21 protein-coding genes are annotated in these 22,795 nt (G+C 65.7%); 13 read left to right on the top strand and 8 right to left on the bottom strand.

The window, feature by feature from the left end:
• The first annotated feature begins 11 nt into the window (after positions 1–11).
• The 5 genes from AWC31_RS30485 to AWC31_RS30505 all read left to right on the top strand — a co-directional run bounded on the left by AWC31_RS30485 (position 12) and on the right by AWC31_RS30505 (position 6,322).
• A complete protein-coding gene (locus AWC31_RS30485; protein ID WP_085148478.1) occupies positions 12–800 on the top strand; it encodes an amino acid ABC transporter permease in 789 nt (262 codons plus the stop codon).
• A gap of 19 nt (positions 801–819) precedes the next feature.
• On the top strand, positions 820–1,593 hold the full coding sequence (locus tag AWC31_RS30490; protein WP_085148481.1) for an amino acid ABC transporter ATP-binding protein: 774 nt from the start codon (positions 820–822) through the stop codon (positions 1,591–1,593).
• Between the two features lie 111 nt (positions 1,594–1,704).
• Positions 1,705–3,309 carry a gamma-glutamyltransferase family protein gene (locus AWC31_RS30495; protein WP_234817052.1) on the top strand — a complete coding sequence of 535 codons (1,605 nt, stop codon included), beginning with the start codon at positions 1,705–1,707 and terminating at the stop codon, positions 3,307–3,309.
• 81 nt (positions 3,310–3,390) lie between these two features.
• A complete protein-coding gene (locus AWC31_RS30500) occupies positions 3,391–4,020 on the top strand; it encodes a YoaK family protein (protein ID WP_234817053.1) in 630 nt (209 codons plus the stop codon).
• Positions 4,021–4,144: 124 nt separating this feature from the next.
• A complete protein-coding gene (locus tag AWC31_RS30505) occupies positions 4,145–6,322 on the top strand; it encodes a glutamine synthetase III family protein (RefSeq protein WP_085148486.1) in 2,178 nt (725 codons plus the stop codon).
• Between the two features lie 207 nt (positions 6,323–6,529).
• Here AWC31_RS30505 and AWC31_RS30510 read toward each other — a convergent pair whose 3' ends face one another.
• The 6 genes from AWC31_RS30510 to iolC are packed head-to-tail and all read right to left on the bottom strand — an operon-like array spanning position 6,530 to position 13,179.
• Positions 6,530–7,561, bottom strand: coding sequence for a Gfo/Idh/MocA family protein (locus tag AWC31_RS30510; protein ID WP_085148489.1), 1,032 nt, complete (start codon positions 7,559–7,561; stop codon positions 6,530–6,532).
• Positions 7,554–8,486 (bottom strand): sugar phosphate isomerase/epimerase family protein, encoded by a 933-nt coding sequence (locus tag AWC31_RS30515; RefSeq protein ID WP_085148492.1) that lies wholly within the window; start codon positions 8,484–8,486, stop codon positions 7,554–7,556. Before AWC31_RS30515 ends, AWC31_RS30510 begins: the two co-directional genes overlap by 8 nt.
• Before the next feature lie 11 nt (positions 8,487–8,497).
• Positions 8,498–10,447 carry a 3D-(3,5/4)-trihydroxycyclohexane-1,2-dione acylhydrolase (decyclizing) gene (iolD, locus tag AWC31_RS30520; protein WP_085148495.1) on the bottom strand — a complete coding sequence of 650 codons (1,950 nt, stop codon included), beginning with the start codon at positions 10,445–10,447 and terminating at the stop codon, positions 8,498–8,500.
• Between the two features lie 4 nt (positions 10,448–10,451).
• Positions 10,452–11,324 (bottom strand): 5-deoxy-glucuronate isomerase, encoded by an 873-nt coding sequence (gene iolB, locus AWC31_RS30525; protein WP_085148498.1) that lies wholly within the window; start codon positions 11,322–11,324, stop codon positions 10,452–10,454.
• A gap of 3 nt (positions 11,325–11,327) precedes the next feature.
• On the bottom strand, positions 11,328–12,209 hold the full coding sequence (locus AWC31_RS30530) for a Cgl0159 family (beta/alpha)8-fold protein (protein WP_085148501.1): 882 nt from the start codon (positions 12,207–12,209) through the stop codon (positions 11,328–11,330).
• Positions 12,202–13,179, bottom strand: coding sequence for a 5-dehydro-2-deoxygluconokinase (gene iolC, locus AWC31_RS30535; RefSeq protein WP_085148505.1), 978 nt, complete (start codon positions 13,177–13,179; stop codon positions 12,202–12,204). Before iolC ends, AWC31_RS30530 begins: the two co-directional genes overlap by 8 nt.
• Before the next feature lie 206 nt (positions 13,180–13,385).
• Between iolC and AWC31_RS30540 the strand changes: the two genes are divergently transcribed.
• The 4 genes from AWC31_RS30540 (at position 13,386) to AWC31_RS30555 (ending at position 17,251) form a co-directional block, all read left to right on the top strand.
• Positions 13,386–14,123 (top strand): GntR family transcriptional regulator, encoded by a 738-nt coding sequence (locus AWC31_RS30540; RefSeq protein WP_085148508.1) that lies wholly within the window; start codon positions 13,386–13,388, stop codon positions 14,121–14,123.
• Positions 14,124–14,351: 228 nt separating this feature from the next.
• Complete coding sequence (locus AWC31_RS30545) at positions 14,352–15,338, top strand: substrate-binding domain-containing protein (RefSeq protein ID WP_067847269.1); 987 nt, start codon at positions 14,352–14,354, stop codon at positions 15,336–15,338.
• A 34-nt stretch (positions 15,339–15,372) separates the two neighbouring features.
• On the top strand, positions 15,373–16,431 hold the full coding sequence (locus tag AWC31_RS30550; protein WP_067847266.1) for an ABC transporter permease: 1,059 nt from the start codon (positions 15,373–15,375) through the stop codon (positions 16,429–16,431).
• Positions 16,432–16,435: 4 nt separating this feature from the next.
• The gene (locus AWC31_RS30555) at positions 16,436–17,251 is read left to right on the top strand and encodes an ATP-binding cassette domain-containing protein (protein ID WP_085148511.1); all 816 of its coding nucleotides are present in this window, start codon (positions 16,436–16,438) and stop codon (positions 17,249–17,251) included.
• 49 nt (positions 17,252–17,300) lie between these two features.
• Here the strand turns inward: AWC31_RS30555 and AWC31_RS30560 are convergent, their stop codons facing one another.
• Positions 17,301–18,212, bottom strand: a complete 912-nt coding sequence (locus tag AWC31_RS30560; RefSeq protein WP_085148514.1) for an AraC family transcriptional regulator — start codon at positions 18,210–18,212, stop codon at positions 17,301–17,303.
• Between the two features lie 151 nt (positions 18,213–18,363).
• Between AWC31_RS30560 and AWC31_RS30565 the strand changes: the two genes are divergently transcribed.
• Entirely contained in the window at positions 18,364–19,446 is a 1,083-nt protein-coding gene (locus AWC31_RS30565) for an aldo/keto reductase (RefSeq protein ID WP_085148517.1), read from the top strand.
• A gap of 11 nt (positions 19,447–19,457) precedes the next feature.
• Here AWC31_RS30565 and AWC31_RS30570 read toward each other — a convergent pair whose 3' ends face one another.
• Positions 19,458–19,985: a PaaI family thioesterase gene (locus AWC31_RS30570; protein WP_085148520.1), complete on the bottom strand. Its 528-nt coding sequence runs from the start codon at positions 19,983–19,985 to the stop codon at positions 19,458–19,460.
• An 89-nt stretch (positions 19,986–20,074) separates the two neighbouring features.
• Between AWC31_RS30570 and AWC31_RS30575 the strand changes: the two genes are divergently transcribed.
• Genes AWC31_RS30575 through AWC31_RS30585 form a run of 3 tightly spaced genes read left to right on the top strand, consistent with a single transcriptional unit; the run spans position 20,075 to position 22,782 of the window.
• On the top strand, positions 20,075–20,818 hold the full coding sequence (locus AWC31_RS30575) for a hypothetical protein (protein ID WP_085148523.1): 744 nt from the start codon (positions 20,075–20,077) through the stop codon (positions 20,816–20,818).
• 31 nt (positions 20,819–20,849) lie between these two features.
• The gene (locus tag AWC31_RS30580) at positions 20,850–21,833 is read left to right on the top strand and encodes a zinc-dependent alcohol dehydrogenase family protein (RefSeq protein ID WP_085148526.1); all 984 of its coding nucleotides are present in this window, start codon (positions 20,850–20,852) and stop codon (positions 21,831–21,833) included.
• 28 nt (positions 21,834–21,861) lie between these two features.
• Positions 21,862–22,782: an NmrA family NAD(P)-binding protein gene (locus tag AWC31_RS30585; RefSeq protein WP_085148529.1), complete on the top strand. Its 921-nt coding sequence runs from the start codon at positions 21,862–21,864 to the stop codon at positions 22,780–22,782.
• The last annotated feature ends 13 nt before the right edge of the window (positions 22,783–22,795 follow it).

The following is a 22,795-nucleotide window of genomic DNA, read 5'->3' on the forward strand; positions in this document are numbered from 1 at the left end:
CAGGCAACACAGTGAATTTCGATTGGGATTTCTTCTGGAAGAGCCTGCTCACACCGAGTGAGCCCTTCCTGGACGGCCTGGTACTCACCATCGTCATCTCAGTGGTCGCCATGGTCTTGGCGACGGTGTTGGGACTCGTCATCGCGCTCATGAGGCGGTCTCATATCGCCGCGTTGCGGTGGTTCGCCGGCTTTTACATCTGGGTCATCCGCGGCACGCCGTTGCTCGTCCAGCTGGTGGTGATCTACACCGGCCTGGCCGCCGTGGGCCTCTACGAGTTCCATGACGTCAGCTTCGTCGGTATCTCGGTGAAGGCCGCCGTCCAAGCCGCCATCGTCGGGTTGATGATCCACGAAAGTGCCTACATCGCCGAAATCGTCCGTGCGGGCCTGGATTCGGTGCCCAAGGGTCAGTTCGAGGCGGCAGCCTCGCTGGGTATGCGCCCCAGCAAGGTGATGCGGTGGATCATCGTCCCGCAATCGCTGCGGGTCATGGTCCCGCCCCTCGGGAACACATTCAACGGTTTGATGAAGACGACGTCGGTGTTGAGCGTGATCGGTGTCAGTGAGCTCTTCCTGGTCACACAGTCGATCAGCTCGGCGACGTTCTTCACCTTCGAGATCTTCATGGTGGCGGCGATCTACTACCTGGCACTGACGACGATCTGGACGTTCATCCAGGCCGCCATCGAGAACCGGTTGGCGCGCCAGCTGGGGATCGACCAGCCGGTGCGCATCACACAGCGATTGCTCGGCGGGCGAAAAGGCAGCAATGCAGCGACATTACAGCCACAGGCGTGAGGCGGGAATGAGTACTCAGATGAGTTCGACGGTCGAACAGCCCATCGTGCAGGTGCGCGACGCATGCTGCACCCTAGGGGGACGGCGCGTCCTCGACAACGTGTCGCTCGACGTGATGCGCGGCCAGGTCGTGGTTCTGATCGGCCCCTCCGGAGCCGGAAAGACCACGCTGCTGCGGTCGCTCAATCACTTGGAGGAACTCGACAGCGGCGAGATTCTCATCGCCGGTGTACCGATCGGCCACCGCGGCCTGACCAACCGGAAGCGGGTCGGCACGGCCGAGCTCGCCCGGCGCCGGCGCGAAATCGGTTTCGTCTTTCAGCATTTCAACCTCTTTCCGCACATGACAGCGGCCGAGAACGTCTGGAATGCGCCCGTGCGGGTGCTCGGCACCCCCAAGGACAAGGCGCTGCAGGACGCCATCGAGTTGCTTGATCGCGTCGGTCTCGCGCACAAGGCGGATGCACGCCCGAGCCAGTTGTCCGGAGGCCAGCAGCAGCGCGTCGCGATCGCCCGCGCGCTCGCGATGCGCCCGAAGGTGATGCTGTTCGACGAGCCGACGAGTGCGCTGGACGTCGAGATGGTCGGCGAAGTGCTCGCCGTGATGCGCGAATTGGCGAAAGAACACATGACGATGGTTCTGGTGACCCACGAGATGCGCTTCGCGCGCGACGTGGCCGACCGGATCGTGGTCATGGACAACGGCCGCATCATCGAGGACGCCTCGCCTGAGCTCATTTTCAGCAACCCCAGCAGCGACCGAACGAGGGCATTTCTCTCCACGTTTCACTGACGAGTCCAGCAGCGGGCGCCAGCAGCGCCGAACCGAGGTCCTCACGACGTCCGGCAGTTGCCGGACCCCACCGGCTGTCCCTTGCGACCAGCCATGAAGGAGAAGTCCATCGTGCCGTCATCAACGAATCCGATGTCGTTCACCGGTGCACTCGCCACGCCGCACGCACTGGCCACCGACGCCGGGATGCGGGCAATAGCGCAGGGCGGCAATGCGATCGACGCCGCCATCACCGCGGCCGCGGTACTCACCGTGGTGTACCCGCACAACGTTGCGCTGGGCGGAGACCTCATCGCGCTGGTGCGTACCCCCGACGGTGCGGTGCGCTGCATCAACGCCTCGGGGTGGTCCGGCGCGGCAGCCGACGCCGCGGCGATGCGTGCCCAACACGGAACCTGGCTACCCGCACGGGGTGCCGACGCCGTGACGGTCCCCGGAGCGGTGCGCGGTTGGCAGGCGCTGCGCAAGCTGGGCAGCCAACTCGCCTGGGAACGCACCCTCGCACCCGCACAGCACTATGCCGAACACGGCGTTGCCGTTGCGCCGTCGCTGACCGCGCACATCAACCACCCCGAGAACGTCGATCTGTTCGGCACCGCAGATTTCGACCGCGTCTTCCGGCCGGCAGGTAAGCCGCTGCGCACCGGTGAGACCTTCCGGCAACCCGCCCTGGCCGAGACACTGGCGCAATTGAGCGTGTCCGGCCCGGATGGTTTCTATACGGGCGCCCTCGGCGAACGGATGGTCCACTACCTGCGGGCGCACGGATCGTGTCTGACCGGTGCGGATTTCGCGGATTTCGAACCCGACATCACCGATCCGATCGCGATGAGCTTCCGCGGACTCACCGTGCTGACGAGCCCACCGAACTCGCACGGGTTTATTCTCCTGCGTGCGCTGCACGCAATCGACAAGCTCGGCCTGACCGACCCCCTCGGGGCCGGACTGGGTACGCTCATGCAGATCTTCCGGCGTGGAAACCAGCTCCGCACAAGTGATCTGGCCGATCCGCGATGCGTCGACGTCGATGTCGAGCGGCTTCTGACGGTTGGGCCCGACGTGGTTGAGGCCGAGGTCGAGGCGGAACATGATCGCGCGCTCGTGCCGTACGGCGACACCGTGGGCATCGCCGCGGCGGACAGCGATGGGTATGCCGTCTCGTTGATCCAGAGCGTGTATCACGCCTTCGGCTCCGGGCTGATCGACCCCGACACCGGCGTGCTGTTCCACAATCGCGGGACGAGCTTCTCCCTGGATCCGGCGTCCCCCAACGTGCTCGCGCCCCGTAAACGACCGGTGCACACGCTGATGCCGGCGATGACGACACACGAGGGCAAAGTGCGCCACGTGCTTGCGACGATGGGCGGGCAGGGCCAGCCCCAGATCCTCGCGCAACTGCTGCTGCGCGCGCTGGCAGGCGAGAACGTCGAGTCGGCCGTGTCGGCACCGCGAGCGATCGTCGGATTGCAACACGAGGGAACCACGCGCGACACCGTGAGCTGGGAGGCCGATCTGTCCGGCTCCGCGCGGGAAGCGTTGACCCGCGGCGGCTTACCGGACATGGAGATGGCCCCGCACTCGGAGAGCCTGGGCCAGGCCAACCTCATCTCCATCGGCGCCGAAGGCGCGATGACCGCGGCCTCGGACCCACGTTCTGATGGAGCCGCCGTCGTCGCGAACTATCCGCGGCACCGCTGGGAGCAGGTGCAGAGGTAACCGAGCGCGTAATCGAGAAAGGAGTCGGTCATCGTTCTGAAATCGGTTTCCCGCCAGCGTCATCTGCGACTGTGGTTGATGATGACGTTGACGTTCGTGACCGGTGCGCTCGATGCCGTCGGCTACCTCGGCCTCGACCGCATCTTCACCGGAAACATGACCGGCAACATCGTGATCCTCGGTATGGGCGTGGCGGCGGAAGACGATCTTCCGGTCGTCGGGCCTCTGCTCGCGCTCGGTGCATACGTCGCGGGAGCGGCACTCGCGGGCCGCATCCTGCGCGAGTACTCCGGCGTGTGGCCGCCGGCCGTCACCAAGATCCTGCTCGGCAGCGCGGGAATCCTCACCGCGGTCGGGGTGGCGATGGCAGTCTGGGATATCGCGGGCGCCGGGCCCGGTGGCATCGTGTGCGCGGGCACCATCGCACTGTTGATGGGCGCGCAGGCGGCGACCGCGCGGGTACTCGCGGTCACCGACATGACGACAGTGGTTGTCACGTCGACGATTACGGCGTACGCGAGCGAAACGCTCTTCATGCCCGGGTGGGCCTGGCTGAAACATCGGCGGCTCTGGGCGATCCTGGCGATCTTCGCCGGCGCGCTAACGGGCGCCTTGATGATGAAGATCCACATCAGCATCCCGGTGTTCACCGCGGCCGCAGCCACGGCTGCCGTCGCGGTGATCGGACACCACGGTTGGCTACAGGACTGAGCGTGGACCTCGTGACGATCCTTGTGTGGACACACTAGATCTCAGCATTGATGCAGCCGTAACAAGTTTGCCATCGAAGGTTCCTAGAGTTGGCCGGTCAAGCACACGTGGTGATAGGAGCCCCATGAGCGGAAACGCGGTCCGTTTGCAGGCGATCAATAGTGTCGAGGCTTACGTGCCACCGGCCATTAGTTTCGACCCCGCTGAGGCACCCGGCGAGATCTTCGGTGCCAATGTCTTCACCAAAGCCGAGATGCAGGCGCGACTGCCCAAGTCGGTGTTCAAGTCCGTGGTTGCGACCATCGAGAAGGGCGCCAAGCTCGACATCGCGGTAGCCGACGCGGTCGCGGCAGCGATGAAAGATTGGGCGCTGGAGAAGGGCGCCACTCACTACGCGCACGTGTTCTATCCGATGACCGGCCTGACCGCAGAGAAACACGACAGCTTTCTGGAGCCCGTCGCCGACGGCCAGACCCTGGCCGAGTTCGCCGGAAAAACGCTGATCCAAGGCGAGCCCGACGCATCGAGCTTTCCTTCGGGCGGGTTGCGTAGCACTTTCGAGGCCCGTGGATACACCGGTTGGGATGTGACCAGCCCGGCCTACATCCTGGAGAATCCGAACGGTAATACGCTTTGTATTCCAACGGTTTTCGTGTCTATGACCGGTGAGGCGCTGGACTACAAGACGCCGCTGCTGCGCAGCCAGCAGGCGATGGGCGTGCACGCAGAGCGCATCCTCACCCTGTTCGGCCACGACAAGCTGGAGAAGGTGGTTTCGTTCTGCGGACCCGAGCAGGAGTATTTCCTTGTCGATCGGCACTTCTTCCTCGCCCGGCCGGACCTGATCAACGCCGGACGCACGTTGTTCGGCGCGAAGCCGCCCAAAGGTCAGGAGTTCGACGACCACTACTTCGGTGCGGTACCCGAGCGGGTTCTGGGGTTCATGATGGACACCGAGCGGGAGTTGTTCAAGCTTGGTATCCCCGCCAAGACCCGCCACAACGAGGTGGCGCCCGGCCAGTTCGAGATCGCGCCGATGTTCGAGCGCGCTAACCTGGCGTCAGATCACCAGCAGTTGCTGATGACGACGTTCAAGACCATCGCGAAAAAGCATGGCATGGAATGTCTCTTCCACGAGAAACCGTTTGCCGGGGTCAATGGCTCGGGGAAGCACGTGAATTTCTCGGTGGGCAATGCCGAATTGGGCAGCCTGCTGGTGCCAGGCGACACCCCGCACGAGAATGCTCAGTTCCTCGTGTTCTGCGCCGCCATCATCCGCGCCGTGCACAAATACGGCGGGCTGCTGCGGGTTTCCGTCGCCTCGGCGACCAATGACCACCGCCTCGGCGCCAACGAGGCGCCGCCTGCGATCATCTCGATATTCCTCGGCGATCAGCTCGCCGACGTCTTCGAACAGATCGCCAAGGGCGCTGCGACGTCGTCCAAAGGTAAGGGCGTCATGCACATCGGCGTCGACACCCTGCCGCCGCTGCCGACCGACCCCGGTGACCGTAACCGCACGAGTCCGTTCGCGTTCACCGGCAACCGATTCGAGTTCCGCGCGCCCGGCTCCGGCCAGACCGTCGCGGTGCCCATGATCATCCTCAACACGATCATGGCCGACTCGTTCGACTACATGGCCACGGCGCTGGAGAAGGCAGTCGCGGGCGGTGATGACTTTGACTCGGCGGTGCAGAAGCTGCTGACCGAGGTCATCACCGAGCATGGCGCGGTCGTGTTCAACGGCGACGGCTACTCGGAGAATTGGCAGGTCGAAGCCGAGGCGCGGGGGCTGCCGAACCTCAAGACCACCCTTGACGCGATTCCGGAGCTGATCAAGCCCGAGGCGGTCGAGGTGTTCGAGCGCTACGGCGTCTTCAACGAGCGTGAGCTGCACAGTCGCTATGAAGTGAGGCTCGAGCAGTACGCGCTCACCATCGGGGTCGAGGCGAAGCTGGCGCTGGAACTTGGGTCGACGGTAGTGTTGCCGGCGGCGGTGCGCTACCAGACCGAGCTCGCACAGAATGTCGCCACCATGAAGGCCGCCGGCATTGAGCCGAACATGTCACTGCTGGAAGCGGTTTCGGTGCCCATCGCCGATCTGTCGGCGGCGCTCGCCGGCTTGAAGGCGGCACTTGACGATCACTCGGCGGAGTCGGCGTTCGACGAAGCGGTACACGCGCGCGACGCGCTACTGCCTGCGATGGACGCCGTTCGCACTGCCTCCGACGTGCTGGAAGGGCTGGTTGCCGACGATCTTTGGCCCCTACCGACCTATCAGGAGATGCTCTACATCCTCTGAGGAAGACGTCGCCGAGTGTGGGGGTTGGAGTCCATGTGGACCCCTGGTAACCGCAGCCCCCACGCTCGGCGATCACATCGAGAGAACGCTGGCTCCCGCCGTCGCCACCAGTCGTGGATCGGTCATGAATCCTCGTCGCTAGCGTGTGGGGAATGCTGCCCGAGGCTGGGTGTGTCGGCGGCGCACCCGCACGCTCGCGCAGGTGTGTCAGGCGCCGGGGACGGCGGCGCGGTCCACCATCGACACCTCGACGCGGTCACCGCTGTTGAGCGATTCGACCCCGGCGGCGCATACCGCTGCCGCGGCATAGCCGTCCCATGCCGTCGGGCCGTCGGTGTAGTCGCCGGTCGCAGCACCGGCTCTGACCGCATCGACCCAGCGCTGGAACTCGATGTCGTAGGCCAAGCCGAAGCGCTCACCGAAGCCCGGGGTGATCTGGCCGCCCCAGGTACCTGGCGCACCCTTGCGGATCAACCCGACGTCGAGGCCGATGAACGCCGATCCGTTCTCACCGACGAGCTCGGTGCGTACCTCGTAACCGACGCCGGTGGTGACGAACAGCTCCACGTCGACGTGTTTACCCGACGCGGTCCGCATGATCGCGATCTGCGGATCCTGAATGCCAACGGGTGCACCGGGATTGGGTGCCGGCCGCAGGATCTGGATCGAGGTGATCTCCTCGTCGAACAGGAAACGCGTGACGTCGACCTCGTGGACGAGTGAATCCTTGACGATCATCGAACTGTCGAAGCTCGGTGGGACGGCCGGGTTGCGGTGTACACAATGCAGCACGAGCGGCGTGCCGAATTCCCCCGCGTCGAGCAGGGATTTCAGGTGCATGTACTCGGGATCGAAGCGGCGCATGAAACCGACCTGGATGAGCCGGGTACCCAGTTCGGCCTCCCGGCGCACGACCTCGAGGGACGACTCGACGTCGGTGGTCAACGGCTTCTCGCACAACACCGGCTTGCGGTGCTCGAGACACGCGAGCAATTGCTTGTCGTGGGTCGGTCCGGGGGTGGCCAGCACGACGGCGTCGACATCGGCGTCGGCGATCGCGTCGAGCGGATCACCGATCACCCGGCAGCCCGGGATGCCCGCCGCGATCTGTTCGGCTTTCTCCGTGATGAAGTCGTTGACGACCGTCACGTTGGCCCCCGAGATGCGGGAAGTCAATCGCGACACGTGGTCGGCGCCCATGATGCCGACGCCGAGCACGGCGACACGTAGATCAGACATGGTTCTCCTGTTCGGTCGGCAAGCCGAACTTCACCGACGGGACGCCGCACGACCCGAGATAGGCGCGGGTGCGTTTGGCGATGGGCAGCGGAGCGTCGACGTCGCACGGATACATGTCCTGCTCGACGATCGCGAAGACGTCGATGCCGAGCTTCTCGACCGCGGCGAGCAGCGGTGGCATGTCCGGGATCCCGCGCGGCGGCTCGGTCATCGCGCCGAGCTTGACGGCCTCGCCGAACGGCAGATCCTCGGCCTCGACCTTGGCCCGCACCTCCGGATCGACCTGCTTGAGGTGCAGATATCCGATCCGCTCCGGCGCCCGCTCGATGATCGCGATGTTGTCGCCACCGCAGTAGCTGATGTGTCCGGTGTCCAGGCACAGGTTGACGAACTCGCCGTCGGTGCCGTCGAGGAAGCGGTAGACGTTCTCCTCGGTGTCCACGTGGCTGTCGGCGTGCGGGTGGTATTGCGCACGCACACCGTACTTCTCGAACATCGCCTTACCGAGGTCGTTCATGCCTTGGGTCTTCTTCTTCCACTGCTCTGGTGTGAGGTTGCGGTCCTCCAGCACGGCGCCGGTCGCGGGGTCGCGCCACATCTCGGGAATCACGACGACATGCTTACCGCCCACGGCCGCAGTCAGTTTCGCGACATCTTCGATCTGCTTCCACACCGCCGACCACGAATCGTCCTGATGCAGATGCTCGAACACCGTTCCGGCGGACAGCTTGAGGTTGCGTGCCGCGAGCTCGTCGGCCAGCCGTTCGGGATCGGTGGGCAGGTAGCCGTATGGCCCCAACTCGATCCATTCGTAGCCGGATGCCGCCACCTCGTCGAGGAATCGGGTGTAGGGCGTCTGCTGTGGATCGTCGGGAAACCAGACGCCCCAGGAGTCGGGGGCGGACCCTACGAGAATTGTGCTCATCGGTTCTCTCTTCAGCGATCGGATGGATTGATCAGGGGGCGTTGGACTTTCTTCCACTCGGCGTAGCGCTGATAGGCGTCCTTGGTGGAATCCAGCGTCGATACTTCACTGACCGGGACGTCCCACCACGAGTGGCTGTCCGGCGCGAAAACAAGAGGATCGGTCTCGACGTAGATGACCGTGGTGCGGTCGCTCGCTTTCGCGGTCTTGACGGCGTCGGCGAACTCGGCCGCTGTGCCGGCCTTGATGACGTCGGCGCCCAGGCTGGCGGCATTGGCCGCCAGATCCACCGGGAGCTTGGCGCCGTCGAGGCGGCCGTCGGTGCCGCGGTACCGGTAGGCCGTGCCGAAACGTTGCGAGCCCACCGACTCCGACAGTCCGCCGATCGATGCGAATCCGTGGTTCTGGACCAGGACGGGAATGACTTTGACGCCCTCCTGAAGGGCGGTGACGAGCTCGGTGGCCATCATGAGATAAGAGCCGTCGCCGACCATGATGAAGACGTCGCGATCCGGAGCGGCCATCTTCACGCCGATTCCGCCGGCGATCTCATATCCCATGCACGAGTACCCGTATTCGACGTGATAGCCCTTGCGGTCGCGGGTCCGCCACAGTTTGTGCAGATCGCCCGGCATGGAGCCGGCCGCGCACACCACGACGTCCGCCGGCTCGGACAACGTGTTGACGAGGCCGATCACCTGGTTCTGATTGAGGGCCACGCCGTCCTCGGTGGCGTAGGCCGCCGACACGGTGTCGTCCCATTCCTTGGCGAGTGTGGCCGTGCGCGAGCGGTATTCGTCGCTGACGGCGTAACCGTCCAGTGCGGCGCTCAGCGCGTCGAGCGCCTCTCGCGCGTCGGCGACCACGCTGATACCGCCCTGCTTCACCGAATCCAGCGACGCGACATTGATGTTGACGAACCGGACGTCGGGATTGTTGAACGCAGTGCGGGATGCCGACGTGAAATCGCTGTAGCGCGTGCCGACACCGATGACGACGTCGGCCTCGGCCGCCAGCGCGTTGGCGGCCGTGGTGCCGGTCGAGCCGATCGCGCCCACCGACTGTGGATGATCGAACCGCAGTGAGCCCTTGCCCGCCTGACTTTCGCCGACGGGAATGCCGGTCTGTTCGCAGAACGCGGCCAGGGCTTCGGTGGCGCCGGAGTAGATGACGCCACCGCCCGCCACGATCAGGGGCTTGGTGGCCGAGCGGATGACGTCGGCCGCTCTGGCGATCACCGCGCGTTCGGGCAGCGGACGGGCCACATGCCAGGTGCGTTCGGCGAACAGGGACTGCGGCCAGTCGTGCGCCTCGGCCTGCACGTCCTGCGGGATGGCCACCGTTGCCGCGCCGGTTTCGACGGGATCGGTCAGCACACGCATGGCGCCGAGCAGCGCGGCCGGAAGCTGCTCGGGGCGCCACACCCGATCGAAGTATCGCGACAACGGCTTGAAGGCATCGTTGACCGTGACGTCGCCCGACGAGGGCAGCTCAAGTTCCTGCAACACGGGCGCGCTCACCCGGGTGGCGAAGGTGTCGGCGGGCAGCAGCAGCACCGGCAGGCGGTTGATCGTCGCCAGTGCCGCGCCGGTCAGCATGTTGGTGGATCCGGGCCCGACGCTGGCGGTGACCGCCCAGGCCTGCAGGCGATCTTTCTGCCGGGTATATGCAACGGCGCTGTGCACCATGGCCTGCTCGTTGCGGCCGAGCACATACTTCAAGCCGGGCTCGTGGCCTGCCTCGTGGGCCTCGACCTCATCCTGCAACAGGGCCTGACCGAGCCCCGCCACATTGCCGTGGCCGAAGATTCCGAAACAGCCCGCGAAGAACTTGGACCGCTCGCCGTCGCGCTCGACATACTGGTTGGCCAGGAACCGAACGGTGGCCTGCGCCACGGTGAGTCGCACGGTGGGCTCGGTGTCGACGAACTTCTCGGTCGACTTGGGTGCGGTGGAGACCATCCGGTCAGGCTCCTTTACGAGGTTGGTGCAGGGGGAGACGTGGATCGATGTCCTGGCCGTCCCAGGTGCCGCGCAGCCACGTGTGTTCGGGATCGTCGACGATCTTCCAGGCCCGTTCGGCGCCTGGCCCGGCCATCACGTTGAGGTAGTACATGTGGTAGCCGGGTGCGGCGACTGACGGGCCGTGGTACCCGTGCGGCACCAGGACGACATCACCGGTGCGGACCTCTTCGAGTACCTCGATCGGGCGGTCGGGTGTGCCGTACACCCGGTGATAGCCGAAACCTCTTGATCCGTCGGGGCCTTCGGCGATCTCGAAGTAATAGATCTCTTCGAGCGCGGTCTGCGTCGGCGTGTTCTCGTCGTGCTTGTGCGCGGGATAGCTCGACCAGTTCCCACCGGGTGTGATGACCTCGCACGCGATCAGCGAATCGGCCTCGAACGTGTCGGCGGTGCCGAAGTTGTGCACCTGACGGCTGCAGTTGCCCGCACCACGCAGTTCGAGCGGTACGTCTGCCGCAGCGACCCGCCGGTTGGGAAAGGAGCGCTTGGCCCGTGCCCCGCAGATCGCGAAGCGCCCGCCGCCGGCCAACACGTACTCCTGGTCGATGCCGACATACACCATGTCGGCCGGGCCGTCGAAAACCGATGCGCGCGGCGACAGTTCGAATGTCTCATCGCCGCAGCTGACGGTGCCCCCGCCGGTCAGCGGCAAGATCATCACTTCGGTTCCGCCGGTGTGGAGCTCGGCGGTCTGCGAGTCGTCGAGTTCAAGGACCCGCAACGAGGACTCGGTCCAGCCTGCGCTCTCCGGCGTGACGTCGACGGTGAACGGCAGCTCAGCGCTGCGGGCCGGGATGTAGAGCTTCGAATGCATCGGTCACCTCACCAACTCGACGGCGGTCGAAACGGCCGAGCTCACATCGTCGTCGGCCGGGTACAACAGGGTGCGTCCGACGATCAGGCCGCGCACCGACGGCAGCGCCAGCGCCTTTTCCCAGCTGGCGAATGCCTCGTCCGGATCGGTCGGGTCGCCGCCGAGCAGCAGCGTCGGCAGGGTGGTCGCGTCCATCACCCGGTCCATCTCCTCGACGACCGGCAGTTTCATCCAGGTGTAGGCCGAGGTCGAGCCGAGCCCCTGGCCGATGTGGATGGACTTGATCACCGCGTCGGCGGTCAGGTCGTTGCGCACCTTGCCGTTCACGCGCCTCGACAGGAACGGCTCCACCATCGCCATCAGTCCGTGGGCGGCGAGCTCGTCGACGGCCTGCGCGCACGCCGCGAGCGTCGACACCGTGCCCGGATCCTCAAGGTCGATGCGGCACAGCATCTTTCCGCCGTTCATGCGGGCGGCCGCGGTCGAGGCGGCGGTGGCGCCGGTCATCCGGTCGTCGAGCTCGAACGCCGAACCCGCGAGCCCGCCGCGGTTGAACGACGAGATCACCACCTTGTCGTCGAGCGCGCCCAACAGCAGCAGGTCGTCGAGGATGTCGGCGGTCGCCAGCACGCCGTCGACTCCCGGGTCGGCCAGTGCGGTGCACAACCGGTCGAGCAGGTCGGTGCGGCTGTTCATCGCCGTCGGCCGGGAACCGACCGCGAGGGCACCCCGGGCGGGGTGATCGGCTGCGACGATCATCAGCCTGCCGTCACCACGCACGGTCGGGCGCGTGGTCCGCTGCTGCCACGCCCGCGCCACCGCGTCGGGATCACCCGCGCGGACAGCCGTGATCTCTGCGTAGTTGGTGCACACGGCATTAGACATTGACGGCCTCCACGGCGGTTTGTTCGGCGAGATTTGCAACCTCCGCGGCGGTCGGCATCGCGGTCGAGCATTCGAGCCGGGACGCGACGATCGCCCCGGCAGCGTTGGCGTAGCGCAGCGTCTTCTCCAGCGGCCAGTTGTGCAGCAAGCCGTGGATGAGGCTGCCGCCGAAGGCATCTCCGGCGCCGAGGCCGTTGACGACGTCAACCTCGTTGGGCGCTACGGTGACCGAGCTGTGCCGGGTCTTGCCCAGCACGCCGCGCGGTCCCTGCTTGACGATCGCGAGCTCGACACCGAGATCGAGCAGTGCTTCGGCGGCGCGGTGGGGGTTGGTCTCGCCGACCGCGATCTCGCATTCCTCCCGGTTGCCGACGGCGACCGTCACATGCTGTAGCGCGCGTTGCACCTGTTCGGTGGCCGCGGCCGGGGTCTCCCAGAACATCGGCCGGTAGTCGAGGTCGAGAGCGGTCAGCGGCGCCCTTGCCCGCGCCTCCCAAGCGGCGAAATGTGCACTGCGGCTGGGCTCTTCGCACAGGCCGGTGACCGTCGACCAGTACAGCCGGGCGTTGCGCACGGCCTCGGTGTCGATCTCGTCCGGCTGGATCTGCAGGTCGGGCGCGGACGGCTTGCGGTAGAAGTACAGCGGAAAGTTGTCGGGCGGGAAGATCTCGCAGAACGTCACGGGCGTCGGGTAGGCGTCGTGCGTCGTGACGAACCGGTTGTCGACGCCCAGGGCGGCGAGCTCGTTGCGGACGTACCGGCCGAACGGATCGTCACCGACTCCCGAGATCAGCGCGCTGCGGTTCCCCAGCCGCGCCGCGGCGACCGCGACGTTGGCGGCGCTGCCGCCCAGGAACTTGCCGAAGGATTCGACATGTTCGAGCCCCACTCCGATCTGCAGCGGGTACACGTCGACGCCACAGCGCCCGATGGCGAGAACGTCGAAATCCTGGTTGGGGGTATCGGTCACGGTATGACTCCCGGGTGCGGTGTGCGTATGTGGCTGGCAGATGCGGAACGGCGACGAACGCGCCTGGCGTCGATGTCGACTGTGCGCCCCGTCACCGGTCGCTGTCAAGACTTTGTTCGGACATTCTTACTTGCCGTCATTTGCATGTACCCTATGTCACTACTCCACGCAAACCGGGCGCGGAGCACCCGAGGATCGGAGCGAGAGTGACCCCGACGCTGTCCGTCGAACTCGACCGTTCGAGTCCGGTGCCGCTGTACTTCCAGGTTGCCCAGGTCTTCGAAAAGGCCATCCTCGATGGACAACTCAAGCCGGGGGACCGGTTTGAGAACGAGCTCGCGTTGGCCAGTCGGCTCAACTTGTCGCGCCCGACCACCCGGCGGGCCATCCAGGAACTCGTCGACAAGGGACTGCTCGTCCGCAAGCGCGGGGTGGGCACGCAGGTGGTGCAGACACCGGTCCACCGGCCCGTCGAGCTGACGAGTTTGTACGACGATCTGGCGCGCGGCGGCCAGGAGCCGGCCACCAAGGTGCTCGAGTACAGCGTCGGTCCGGCCACCGACGACATCGCCGAGCGGCTCAACCTCGCACCCGGGGCCGAGGTCGCCAGGATGCGTCGGCTGCGCACGTCGAACGGCCAGCCGCTGGCGCTCATGACGAACTATCTGCCGGCGGCGTTGGCCCCCGACGAGGACGAGCTGGAACGGGCCGGGCTCTACCAGTCGCTGCGCACCCGCGGGGTGCACATCCGGCTGGCCCGGCAGCGGATCGGCGCCAAGGCCGCCGACCGCGACGAGGCGCGGCTGCTCGACGAGAAGCCGAAGGCCCCGCTGCTGGTGATGGAACGGACCGCGTTCGACGATTCCGGCCGCATCGTGGAGTACGGCAGCCACGCGTACCGCGCATCGCGGTACTACTTCGATACCACCCTCGTCGATCGGTAAGCACCTCTAAGGGATTATCTGCCAATGGCTTTCGCGCCGGGCACTCGACCTCTCGAGATGGTGGCCGGCGCGGTGTCCGGTTTGTCCGCGATTTGATATGCAGTCCTAATGTCCGAACAAAGTCTTGACTTTCCGATGTGAGCGGTATTACATCAGGGACGAGGCCGTGCCGCTTGTCACTGGACTCCAGGCGGACAAGCACCGGTGACGTCGAGGCAAGGAGAAACAATGAGGTTGAGTCGGCTCGTGGCGGTCGCCGGGGCGAGTGTGCTCCTGTTGGGCGCCAGCGCGTGCTCCAGCACCGGAGGCAAGCCGGAGAGCAGCGGCGGCGGCACGGATGCGGGTACGGCCGACACCCCGCGGATGACCATCGCGATGATCACCCACGAGGTGCCGGGCGACTCCTTCTGGGACCTGGTCCGCAAGGGCGCCGAGTCCGCGGCCAAGAAGGACAACATCGAGCTGCGCTACTCGAGCGATCCCGAGGCGCCCAACCAGGCCAACCATGTTCAGACCGCGGTGGACAGCGGCGTCGACGGCATCGCCGTGACACTGGCCAAGCCCGACGCCATGAAGGCCGCCGTGCAGAACGCCGCGGCCAAGGGCATTCCGGTGGTCGCGTTCAACGCCGGCCTCGATGCCTGGCAGGGGATGGGCGTCAAGGAGTACTTCGGTCAGGACGGCTACATCGCCGGACAGGAAGCGGGCAAGCGGTTGGCCTCCGAAGGCGCCAAGAAGGTCGTTTGCGTCATCCAGGAACAGGGTCATGTCGACCTCGAAGCTCGGTGCGCGGGCGTGAAGAACACGTTCCCCGCCACCGAGGTCCTCAACGTCAACGGCAAGGACATGCCGTCCGTCGAGTCGACGATCACCGCCAAGCTGCAGCAGGATCCCGCGATCGACACCATCTTGACGCTCGGCGCACCGTTCGCACTGACCGCCGTCCAGTCGGCGAAGAATGCCGGTAGTTCCGCCAAGATCGCGACCTTCGACACCAATGCCGCACTGGTCGATGCGATCAAGAACGGCGATGTCCAGTGGGCCGTCGACCAGCAGCCGTTCCTGCAGGGCTATCTGGCCGTGGACTCGCTGTGGCTCTACCTCACCAACGGCAACGTCATTGGTGGCAATCAGCCGACGCTGACCGGCCCGTCGTTCATCGACAAGTCGAATATCGATGCGGTGGCCGAGTATGCCAAGAACGGAACGCGTTGATGATGAGCGCTTGCGCGAAGAAGAGAGAGCACTGATGAGTACGCAGGCAGATCTCGATCTCGAGAGTCACAAGGTCGTCCACGACGAACGCGTCAAGGAACAGAACAAGCTGCAGCGCTTGATCATCCGCCCGGAGATGGGTGCCGCAGTCGGTGCCGTCGGCATCTTCGTCTTCTTCCTCATCGTCGCGCCGCCGTTCCGCTCGCCCGAGTCGCTGGCGACCGTGCTGTATGCCAGTTCGACCATCGGCATCATGGCTGTCGGTGTGGGGTTGCTGATGATCGGCGGCGAGTTCGACCTGTCGGCCGGCGTCGCGGTCACGACCAGTTCGCTCGCAGCGTCGATGCTCGCCTACAACCTGCACCTCAACCTGTGGGTGGGCGCGGCGCTGGCGCTCATCGTGTCGCTGGCCGTGGGTTTCTTCAACGGCTACCTCGTGATGAAGACCAAGATTCCGTCGTTCCTGATCACGTTGAGCACGTTCTTCATGCTTGCCGGAATCAATCTGGCGGTGACCAAACTGCTTTCGGGTCAGGTGGCCACACCGAGTGTGTCGGACATGCAGGGGTTCGATTCGGGGCGGACGGTGTTCGCGTCGTCGATCTCGGTCGGCCCGGTCGAGGTCCGGATCACCGTGTTGTGGTGGATCCTGTTCACGCTCATCGCGACGTACGTGTTGTTCAAGACCCGCGTCGGCAACTGGATCTTCGCGGTCGGCGGTAATCAGGACAGTGCCCGGGCGGTCGGTGTGCCGGTGACCAAGGTCAAGATCGGCCTGTTCATGGTGGTCGGGTTCTGCGCCTGGTTCGTCGGCATGCATCTGCTGTTCTCGTTCAACACGATTCAGTCCGGACAGGGCGTCGGCAACGAGTTCTTCTACATCATCGCCGCGGTCATCGGGGGCTGCCTGCTCACCGGTGGGTACGGCACCGCGATCGGCACCCTGATCGGTGCGCTGATCTTCGGTATGACCAACCAGGGCATCGTGTACGCCGGATGGAACCCGGACTGGTTCAAGTTCTTCCTCGGCGCGATGCTGCTGTTCGCGGTGATCGCCAACAATGTCGTCCGCAATTACGCAGCGAAAAGGTAAGTGAATGAGTACAACTGCTGAAGCGCCGATTGCGGAGTCACCGTCGGGCGGCGAGGTGCCGCTGGTCGAACTGCGGAGTGTCGGCAAGAGCTACGGAAACATCATCGCGCTCAAGGACATCAACCTGCGCGTCGGTGCCGGCGAGGTGACCGGCGTGCTCGGTGACAACGGTGCGGGCAAGTCGACGCTGATCAAGATCATCGCCGGCCTGCACAAGCCGACCGAGGGCAAACTGCTCATCGACGGCAAGCCCACGGTGTTCGAATCGCCGAAGGACGCGCTGAAGGCCGGCATCGCCACGGTGTATCAGGATCTGGCGGTGGTGCCGCTCATGCCGGTGTGGCGCAACTTCTTCCTGGGCAACGAACTCCGCAAGGGCATTCTGAAGTCGCTGGACATCAACGGGATGCGCTCTACGACGATCTCGGAACTGCAGAAGATGGGCATCGATCTGCCCGACGTCGATGCGCCGATCGGCTCGCTGTCGGGCGGACAGCGCCAGTGCGTGGCGATCGCGCGGGCGATCTTCTTCGGCGCCCGCGTACTCATCCTGGACGAGCCGACGGCCGCGCTGGGTGTCAAGCAGTCCGGCATGGTGTTGCGTTACATCACCGCGGCCAAGGAGCAGGGCTTCGGGGTCATCTTCATCACCCACAACCCGCACCACGCGCACATGGTCGGCGATCACTTCGTCCTGCTGAACCGCGGCAGGCAGAAACTGGACTGCACGTACGACGAGATCACGCTCGAGCACCTGACCCAGGAGATGGCCGGGGGCAACGAACTCGAGGCGCTGTCGCACGAATTGGGCCGCAAGTAGTTCTTCCGCGCCGAAACTACGCTTTGTGACGGATTCCGGCCGAATTCCGTCACAAAGCGTAGTTTCGGCGTGGTGGGTCGTCGCGCAACCGCGCGGCATCCGCACCAGGCGGTGCGCCGAACAGTCGGCGGTACTCGCGAGTGAACTGCGACGGACTTTCGTAACCCACCTCGTGTCCGACTCCTGCGATGTCACCAGGGCGGGCGACGAGAAGAGACCTGGCCTGCTGCAGGCGGATTCGCTTCTGGAACTGCAGCGGGCTCATCGCCGTCACCGCCCGGAAGTGGCGGTGAAAGGCCGACGTGCTCATACCGGACATCCTGGCGAGGTCCTCGATCCGCACCGGCGCGGCATAATTGTCCCGCATCCACCCGATGGCCCGATTCACCTGTGTCAGATAGCTGTCGGCAAGGCCGATCTGGCGGACGGTGTCACCGTGCGGCCCAGTGAGCAAGCGCCACAGGATCTCCTGCTCGATCAAGGGCGCGAGTACCGGTGCGTCTCTGGGGCGGTCGAGTAACGCGAGAAGCCTGGCGACGGCGTCGAGCAGGTCTGGGTCGGCGTCTCCGGTGGCGATCGCGGGACCGCTGCCCGCGACGCGTATTGGCAGGTCCGATCCGGCCTGCAGCATCAGCGTGGCCAGGGCGGCGGGCCGCAGCACAAGCCCCATCGCCAGCGCCGCTTGCGTCGGTGCTCCGAGGTAGTGCCCGGTGACCGGAAGGCTCGCGGCGACGAGCAGATACTGCCCGGCCCGATACTCGAACACTTCCTCGCCCAGATGGAGCCGTTTGCCGCCCTGTGCCATGACAACGAGCAGCGGTTCGGTCAGCGAGTAGTCGGGACTTGCCGAACCTCTGACCTTCGACAGCAACAGTCCGTGAATCGACGTGCCCATGTCCGGCCTGGCATGTCTGTCGATGCGACGACACATCTCGGAGAGGGGATCGATGCGAGCGCGCATATCCGTAGGAAACCACGGCGGACGCCGATCTTAGACCGATCCGATCGCATTGAGCAGGATCATGCAAGAACATGCGAGGAACGATCTACCGCGGGATCGGATCCTGAATTGTGATGGAGATGTCCAATTTCCTTATCCGAAGGAGTCTTCAGTGCCGCTCGACAATTACCTCACCCTCGGCCGATCGGGTCTTCGGGTCAGTCCCTTCGCGCTCGGTGCCATGACATTCGGAGAGGATCCCGGCGCCGCAGGTACGAGTGTCGAGGAGTCCGAGCGCATTCTCGCGACGTATCTCGACCGGGGCGGCAACTTCGTCGACACCGCCAACTTCTACACCAACGGCCACTCCGAGAAGATTCTCGGCGACTTCTTCGGCCGCAGCCCCGGTCGGCGTCAACGGGTCGTGTTGGCGTCGAAGTTCTTCACCAATCTGTACCCGGGGGATCCGAACGGAGGTGGTGCCGGCCGTTCGGCGATCATCGCTCAGCTGCACGAGTCCCTGCGCCGGCTCCAGACCGACTATCTCGACGTGTATTGGCTGCACAACTGGGATCGGCATACGCCCATCGAGGAGACCATGCGGGCCCTGGACGACCTGGTGCGCGCCGGGTCCGTTCGCTACATCGGATTCTCGAACACGCCGGCGTGGGTCACCGCGCAGGCCCAGACCATGGCTCTCCTGCGAGGGTGGACACCGTTGATCGCTCTGCAGGTCGAATATTCACTGCTGGCCCGCACCGTGGAGGGTGAGCTGGCGCCGCTGGCGGCCGATCAGGGCATGGCACTGGTGCCGTGGAGCCCGTTGAAGAACGGCTTCCTCTCCGGGAAGTATCGGCGCGGCGGCGAGGTGTCGGATTCGGCGCGCGCGGCCTATGTCGGCGGCCCGAGTGATGACCAGTTCACCGTCATCGAGACGGTGGACGCCATCGCCGCCGAGCTCGAAACCAGTTCTGCCGCAGTGTCCTTGGCGTGGTTGCGGGGACGGCCGGGTACCGTCGTCCCCATCATCGGGGCCCGGCGGCTCACACACCTGGAGGCCAACCTCGCCGGTTTGGAGGTCGAGCTCACACCGGAACAGTGCGACCGCCTGGACCGGGTGTCCGCGCCCGCGCTGAACTACCCCGCCGACCTCAACGGGGCCATGCGCGCCACCCTGCAGTTTGCCGGCACCACCGTCGACGGGCAGCCGTCCGGGATTTACCCGCCGTTGCTGGCCGGCGCGGTCCGGTACTGAGCGCGGGTAGCTCAGAGATCGAAGATCAGCAGCGAACTGGTCGCCGTTGCGATGACCGCGCCTGCGGCATCGGTGACGACACCCTCGGCGAAGCTGACGCGCGCACCGGACTTGACCAGGGTTCCGGTCGCCGTCAGCTCGCCGATACCCGCGCGAACGGCCTTGAGGTAGTTCACCTTGATCTCGATCGAGGTGTAACCCTTGCCGCGGGGTAGCGCGCTGTGGGCGGCACATCCCGTCACCGAATCGAGCAGCGTGCACACCAGTCCGCCGTGTACGGATCCGATCGGGTTGTAGGCGGACTCGTCCGGGGTGCAGGTGAACACGACGCGTCCCGGCTCCGCGGAGATCATCGCGAAATCCATCAGTCCGGCGATCGGTGGCGGCGACAGGGTGCCGTCGATCACCGCGTTCAGGTAGTCGACCCCGGCCATCGACAGGCCGATCGCGGTGGCCGGTGCGGGATCGTGCCAGCTGACGGTCTTGGTTCGTTTCTGGCCCCAGCCGTCGGTGCGCGGGTTGGTGAGCTCGGCGGTCATCGTTCCTCCATCCAGAGTCTGGGTTGACAAAACTATACTCAGCGGGTGATTGTGATCTGGCACGGGGTACACCGGCACCGGGAGGCACCATGGCACTGCTCGACGACATCCTGAATGCGGCTGGCGGACTGGACCGTTGGCGGGCCGGCCAACAGGTGCTGGGCACGTTGGAGAGCAGCGGCTCGTTGTTCGAGATCAAAAAGATGCCCGGCCGGTCGAAGCGGAAGTTCGCCGTCGCCATGCGCGAGGTCTGGGCGGCGGTGTGGCCGGCCGGTGACACGTCGCATGTCGAATTCACCGCGGACGGCACCGCGCTGGTCGCCGAGGACGGCACCGAGCTGGCCCGGCGGCACAACGTGCGGGATACCTTTGCCGGGCACATCCTCGAAAGCCCGTGGAATCCGTTGCAGCGCGCGTACTTCAGCGGATACGCGCTGTGGAACTACCTGAATCTGCCGTTCCTGCTGACGCTGCCCGGGGTGCACACGTACGCCATCGAGCCGATCGGCACCGGTGACCGGCGCCTCGTCGGCCTCGGCGCCACCTTGCCCGCCGGCCTGCCCAGCCACTGCCGGCGCCAGCAGTTCTACTTCGGCCCGGATCTGCTGCTGGCCCGGCACGGTTACCACCTCGACATCGCGGGCCGGATCCCCGTGATCCAGTACGTCGAGGACCACGTCGACGTGGACGGACTGAAGGTCCCGGCGACGCGGCGCGCCTACCTACGCGATGACCGGTGGCAACCACGGTCGCAGCTGCCGCTGGTGTCACTGCGCTTCACCGACCTGCGTGTGACGTCCCGTGAGGCGGCTACCGCGGTGCGAAATCCCTGACAACCCACTCGCTCTACTCGCAGGAGGACCCGTGCAGCATCTCGTACTGACCGAATTCGGAGATCCCCAGGAGTCCGTTCAGCTGGTCGACGGCGCAGATCCGGCCCCGGGCCCGGGGGACGTCGTGGTGCGGATGGAAGCCGCGGCCATCAATCCCTCGGATCTGTTGTTGATCGAGGGACGCTACCTGGCGCGCCCCGCGTTACCGGCCACCGTCGGTGCCGAGGGTGTCGGCATCGTCGAAGCCGCGGGGCCTTGTGCGGACGACGCTCTCGTCGGCAGGCGGGCCGTCCTCCTGCCCACCTTCAAGTACGGCACGTGGTCGCAGAAAGTGGTTGCCGCCCAGGAGGATGTCGTCGTGGTGCCGGGAGACGACCCCGTGCAGTTGGCGATGTTGTCCATCAACCCGGTGACCGCCCACCTGTTACTGGAGCGGATCACCACCCTGGGCATCGGGGACTGGGTGGGGCAGACCGCCGCCAACTCGGCGGTCGGGCTGCACGTGATCACGCTGGCCAGGCGGCGCGGCATCAAGACGCTCAATGTCGTTCGGCGTGCCGACGCCGTCGAGGACGTCCGCCGCGCCGGCGGAGATGTTGTGTTGGTCAGCGGACCGGACCTCGCGGCAGAGATCACCAGCGCACTGGGCGAGGAGAAACTGCGACTGGTTCTCGACCCACTGGGTGGTCCGGCCGCGGCCCCGCTGACCTCCGCGTTGGATTTCGGCGGGTCCGTCGTCAGCTACGGCACCCTGACCGGTGCGCCGCAGGGTTTGACGTCGGCCGACCTGTTCCAGCGCGAACTCCGCCACACCGGATTCTGGCTCGGCAATTGGTACTTCCGGGCACCGGCCCGCGAAATCCGCGCCGTGTTGGGTCATTTGGCCACCCTGATGGCCGACGGCCTACTCCACGTACCGGTCGAAGCGACCTACCGGCTGAACGACCACCGCAAGGCCTTCGAGCACGCTCAGACGACACAACGCGGCGGGAAAGTCCTGTTCACGTTCGACTGAGTCAGCACCACCACGAGAGGAACACATCTTGACCAACCCGATCCTCATCACGGGCGCCACCGGACGTCACGGTAACACCGGGGAATACCTGGTACGCCGCCTCCGCGAGGCGGGCCACCCGGTACGGATCCTGGCGCGCCGGCGCAGCGAGCGAACCGAGCGGCTCGCGGCGCTCGGTGCCGAGATCGCGGTGGGCGACCTGCATGATCGCCGCACCCTGGTGCCGGCCCTCGCCGATGTCGACCTGACCTACTTCACCTATCCGATCGACGCCGGCGTGGTGAGCGCGGCGTCGAATTATGCTGCCGCCGTGCGGGAAGTGGGCCGCTCACCGCGCACCGTGGTGATGTCGATGGGACCCGCACATCCGGACAGCCCCTCCGATCTCGGGCGTGCCCAGTGGTTGGCCGAGCAAGTCCTGGACTGGGCGGGCCTCGATCTGCTGATCCTGCGGGTCGCGGCCTTGTTCCACGAGAACCTGCTTGTGCTGCACAGTCACTGGGTGCGTGAGCACGGAGTCATCCGCAACTCGTTCGGCCCGGGGAAGATCGCGTGGATCCGCGCCGGTGACGCCGCGGAACTGGCGCTGGCCGCCCTGCTGCACCCCGAACGTTTCACCGACACCGTGTACTTCGCGAAAGGCTCCGAGGAGTACAGCCACGTCGAGATCGCCGATCTGCTCACCGAATCCTCGGCAGGCACGATCCGCTACGAGCCGATCAGCCGGGAGCAGTGGCGCGATGATCTGCTGGCCCTGTCCCGCTCCGCGGATGCCGAAGCGGTCAACGCCGCGATGGCGCAGCACATTTCGGCGGTCGGCCAGATGGTGGCCCAGAGCGGCCGGACGCTCCCGGCCGACCCGGACGCCCTGCGTGCGCTCACCGGTCGGGAGCCGGCGACCATGCGGGAGTTCCTGCTGAGCAATCGGGAGGCGTTCGCGACGAACTAGCGCACCGGCAAGC

Source organism: Mycolicibacterium wolinskyi (assembly GCF_002101965.1).
GTDB classification, from domain to species: Bacteria; Actinomycetota; Actinomycetes; order Mycobacteriales; family Mycobacteriaceae; genus Mycobacterium; species Mycobacterium wolinskyi.

Coding starts and splice junctions, on each gene's coding strand:
- AWC31_RS30490 (WP_085148481.1), top strand. CDS start 820: ATGAGTTCGACGGTCGAACAGCCCATCGTGCAGGTGCGCGACGCATGC.
- AWC31_RS30500 (WP_234817053.1), top strand. CDS start 3,391: ATGACGTTGACGTTCGTGACCGGTGCGCTCGATGCCGTCGGCTACCTC.
- iolB (WP_085148498.1), bottom strand. CDS start 11,324: ATGCATTCGAAGCTCTACATCCCGGCCCGCAGCGCTGAGCTGCCGTTC.
- AWC31_RS30550 (WP_067847266.1), top strand. CDS start 15,373: ATGAGTACGCAGGCAGATCTCGATCTCGAGAGTCACAAGGTCGTCCAC.
- AWC31_RS30570 (WP_085148520.1), bottom strand. CDS start 19,985: ATGACCGCCGAGCTCACCAACCCGCGCACCGACGGCTGGGGCCAGAAA.
- AWC31_RS30560 (WP_085148514.1), bottom strand. CDS start 18,212: ATGCGCGCTCGCATCGATCCCCTCTCCGAGATGTGTCGTCGCATCGAC.
- iolD (WP_085148495.1), bottom strand. CDS start 10,447: ATGGTCTCCACCGCACCCAAGTCGACCGAGAAGTTCGTCGACACCGAG.
- AWC31_RS30555 (WP_085148511.1), top strand. CDS start 16,436: ATGAGTACAACTGCTGAAGCGCCGATTGCGGAGTCACCGTCGGGCGGC.
- AWC31_RS30505 (WP_085148486.1), top strand. CDS start 4,145: ATGAGCGGAAACGCGGTCCGTTTGCAGGCGATCAATAGTGTCGAGGCT.
- AWC31_RS30575 (WP_085148523.1), top strand. CDS start 20,075: ATGGCACTGCTCGACGACATCCTGAATGCGGCTGGCGGACTGGACCGT.
- AWC31_RS30545 (WP_067847269.1), top strand. CDS start 14,352: ATGAGGTTGAGTCGGCTCGTGGCGGTCGCCGGGGCGAGTGTGCTCCTG.
- AWC31_RS30530 (WP_085148501.1), bottom strand. CDS start 12,209: ATGTCTAATGCCGTGTGCACCAACTACGCAGAGATCACGGCTGTCCGC.
- AWC31_RS30510 (WP_085148489.1), bottom strand. CDS start 7,561: ATGTCTGATCTACGTGTCGCCGTGCTCGGCGTCGGCATCATGGGCGCC.
- AWC31_RS30515 (WP_085148492.1), bottom strand. CDS start 8,486: ATGAGCACAATTCTCGTAGGGTCCGCCCCCGACTCCTGGGGCGTCTGG.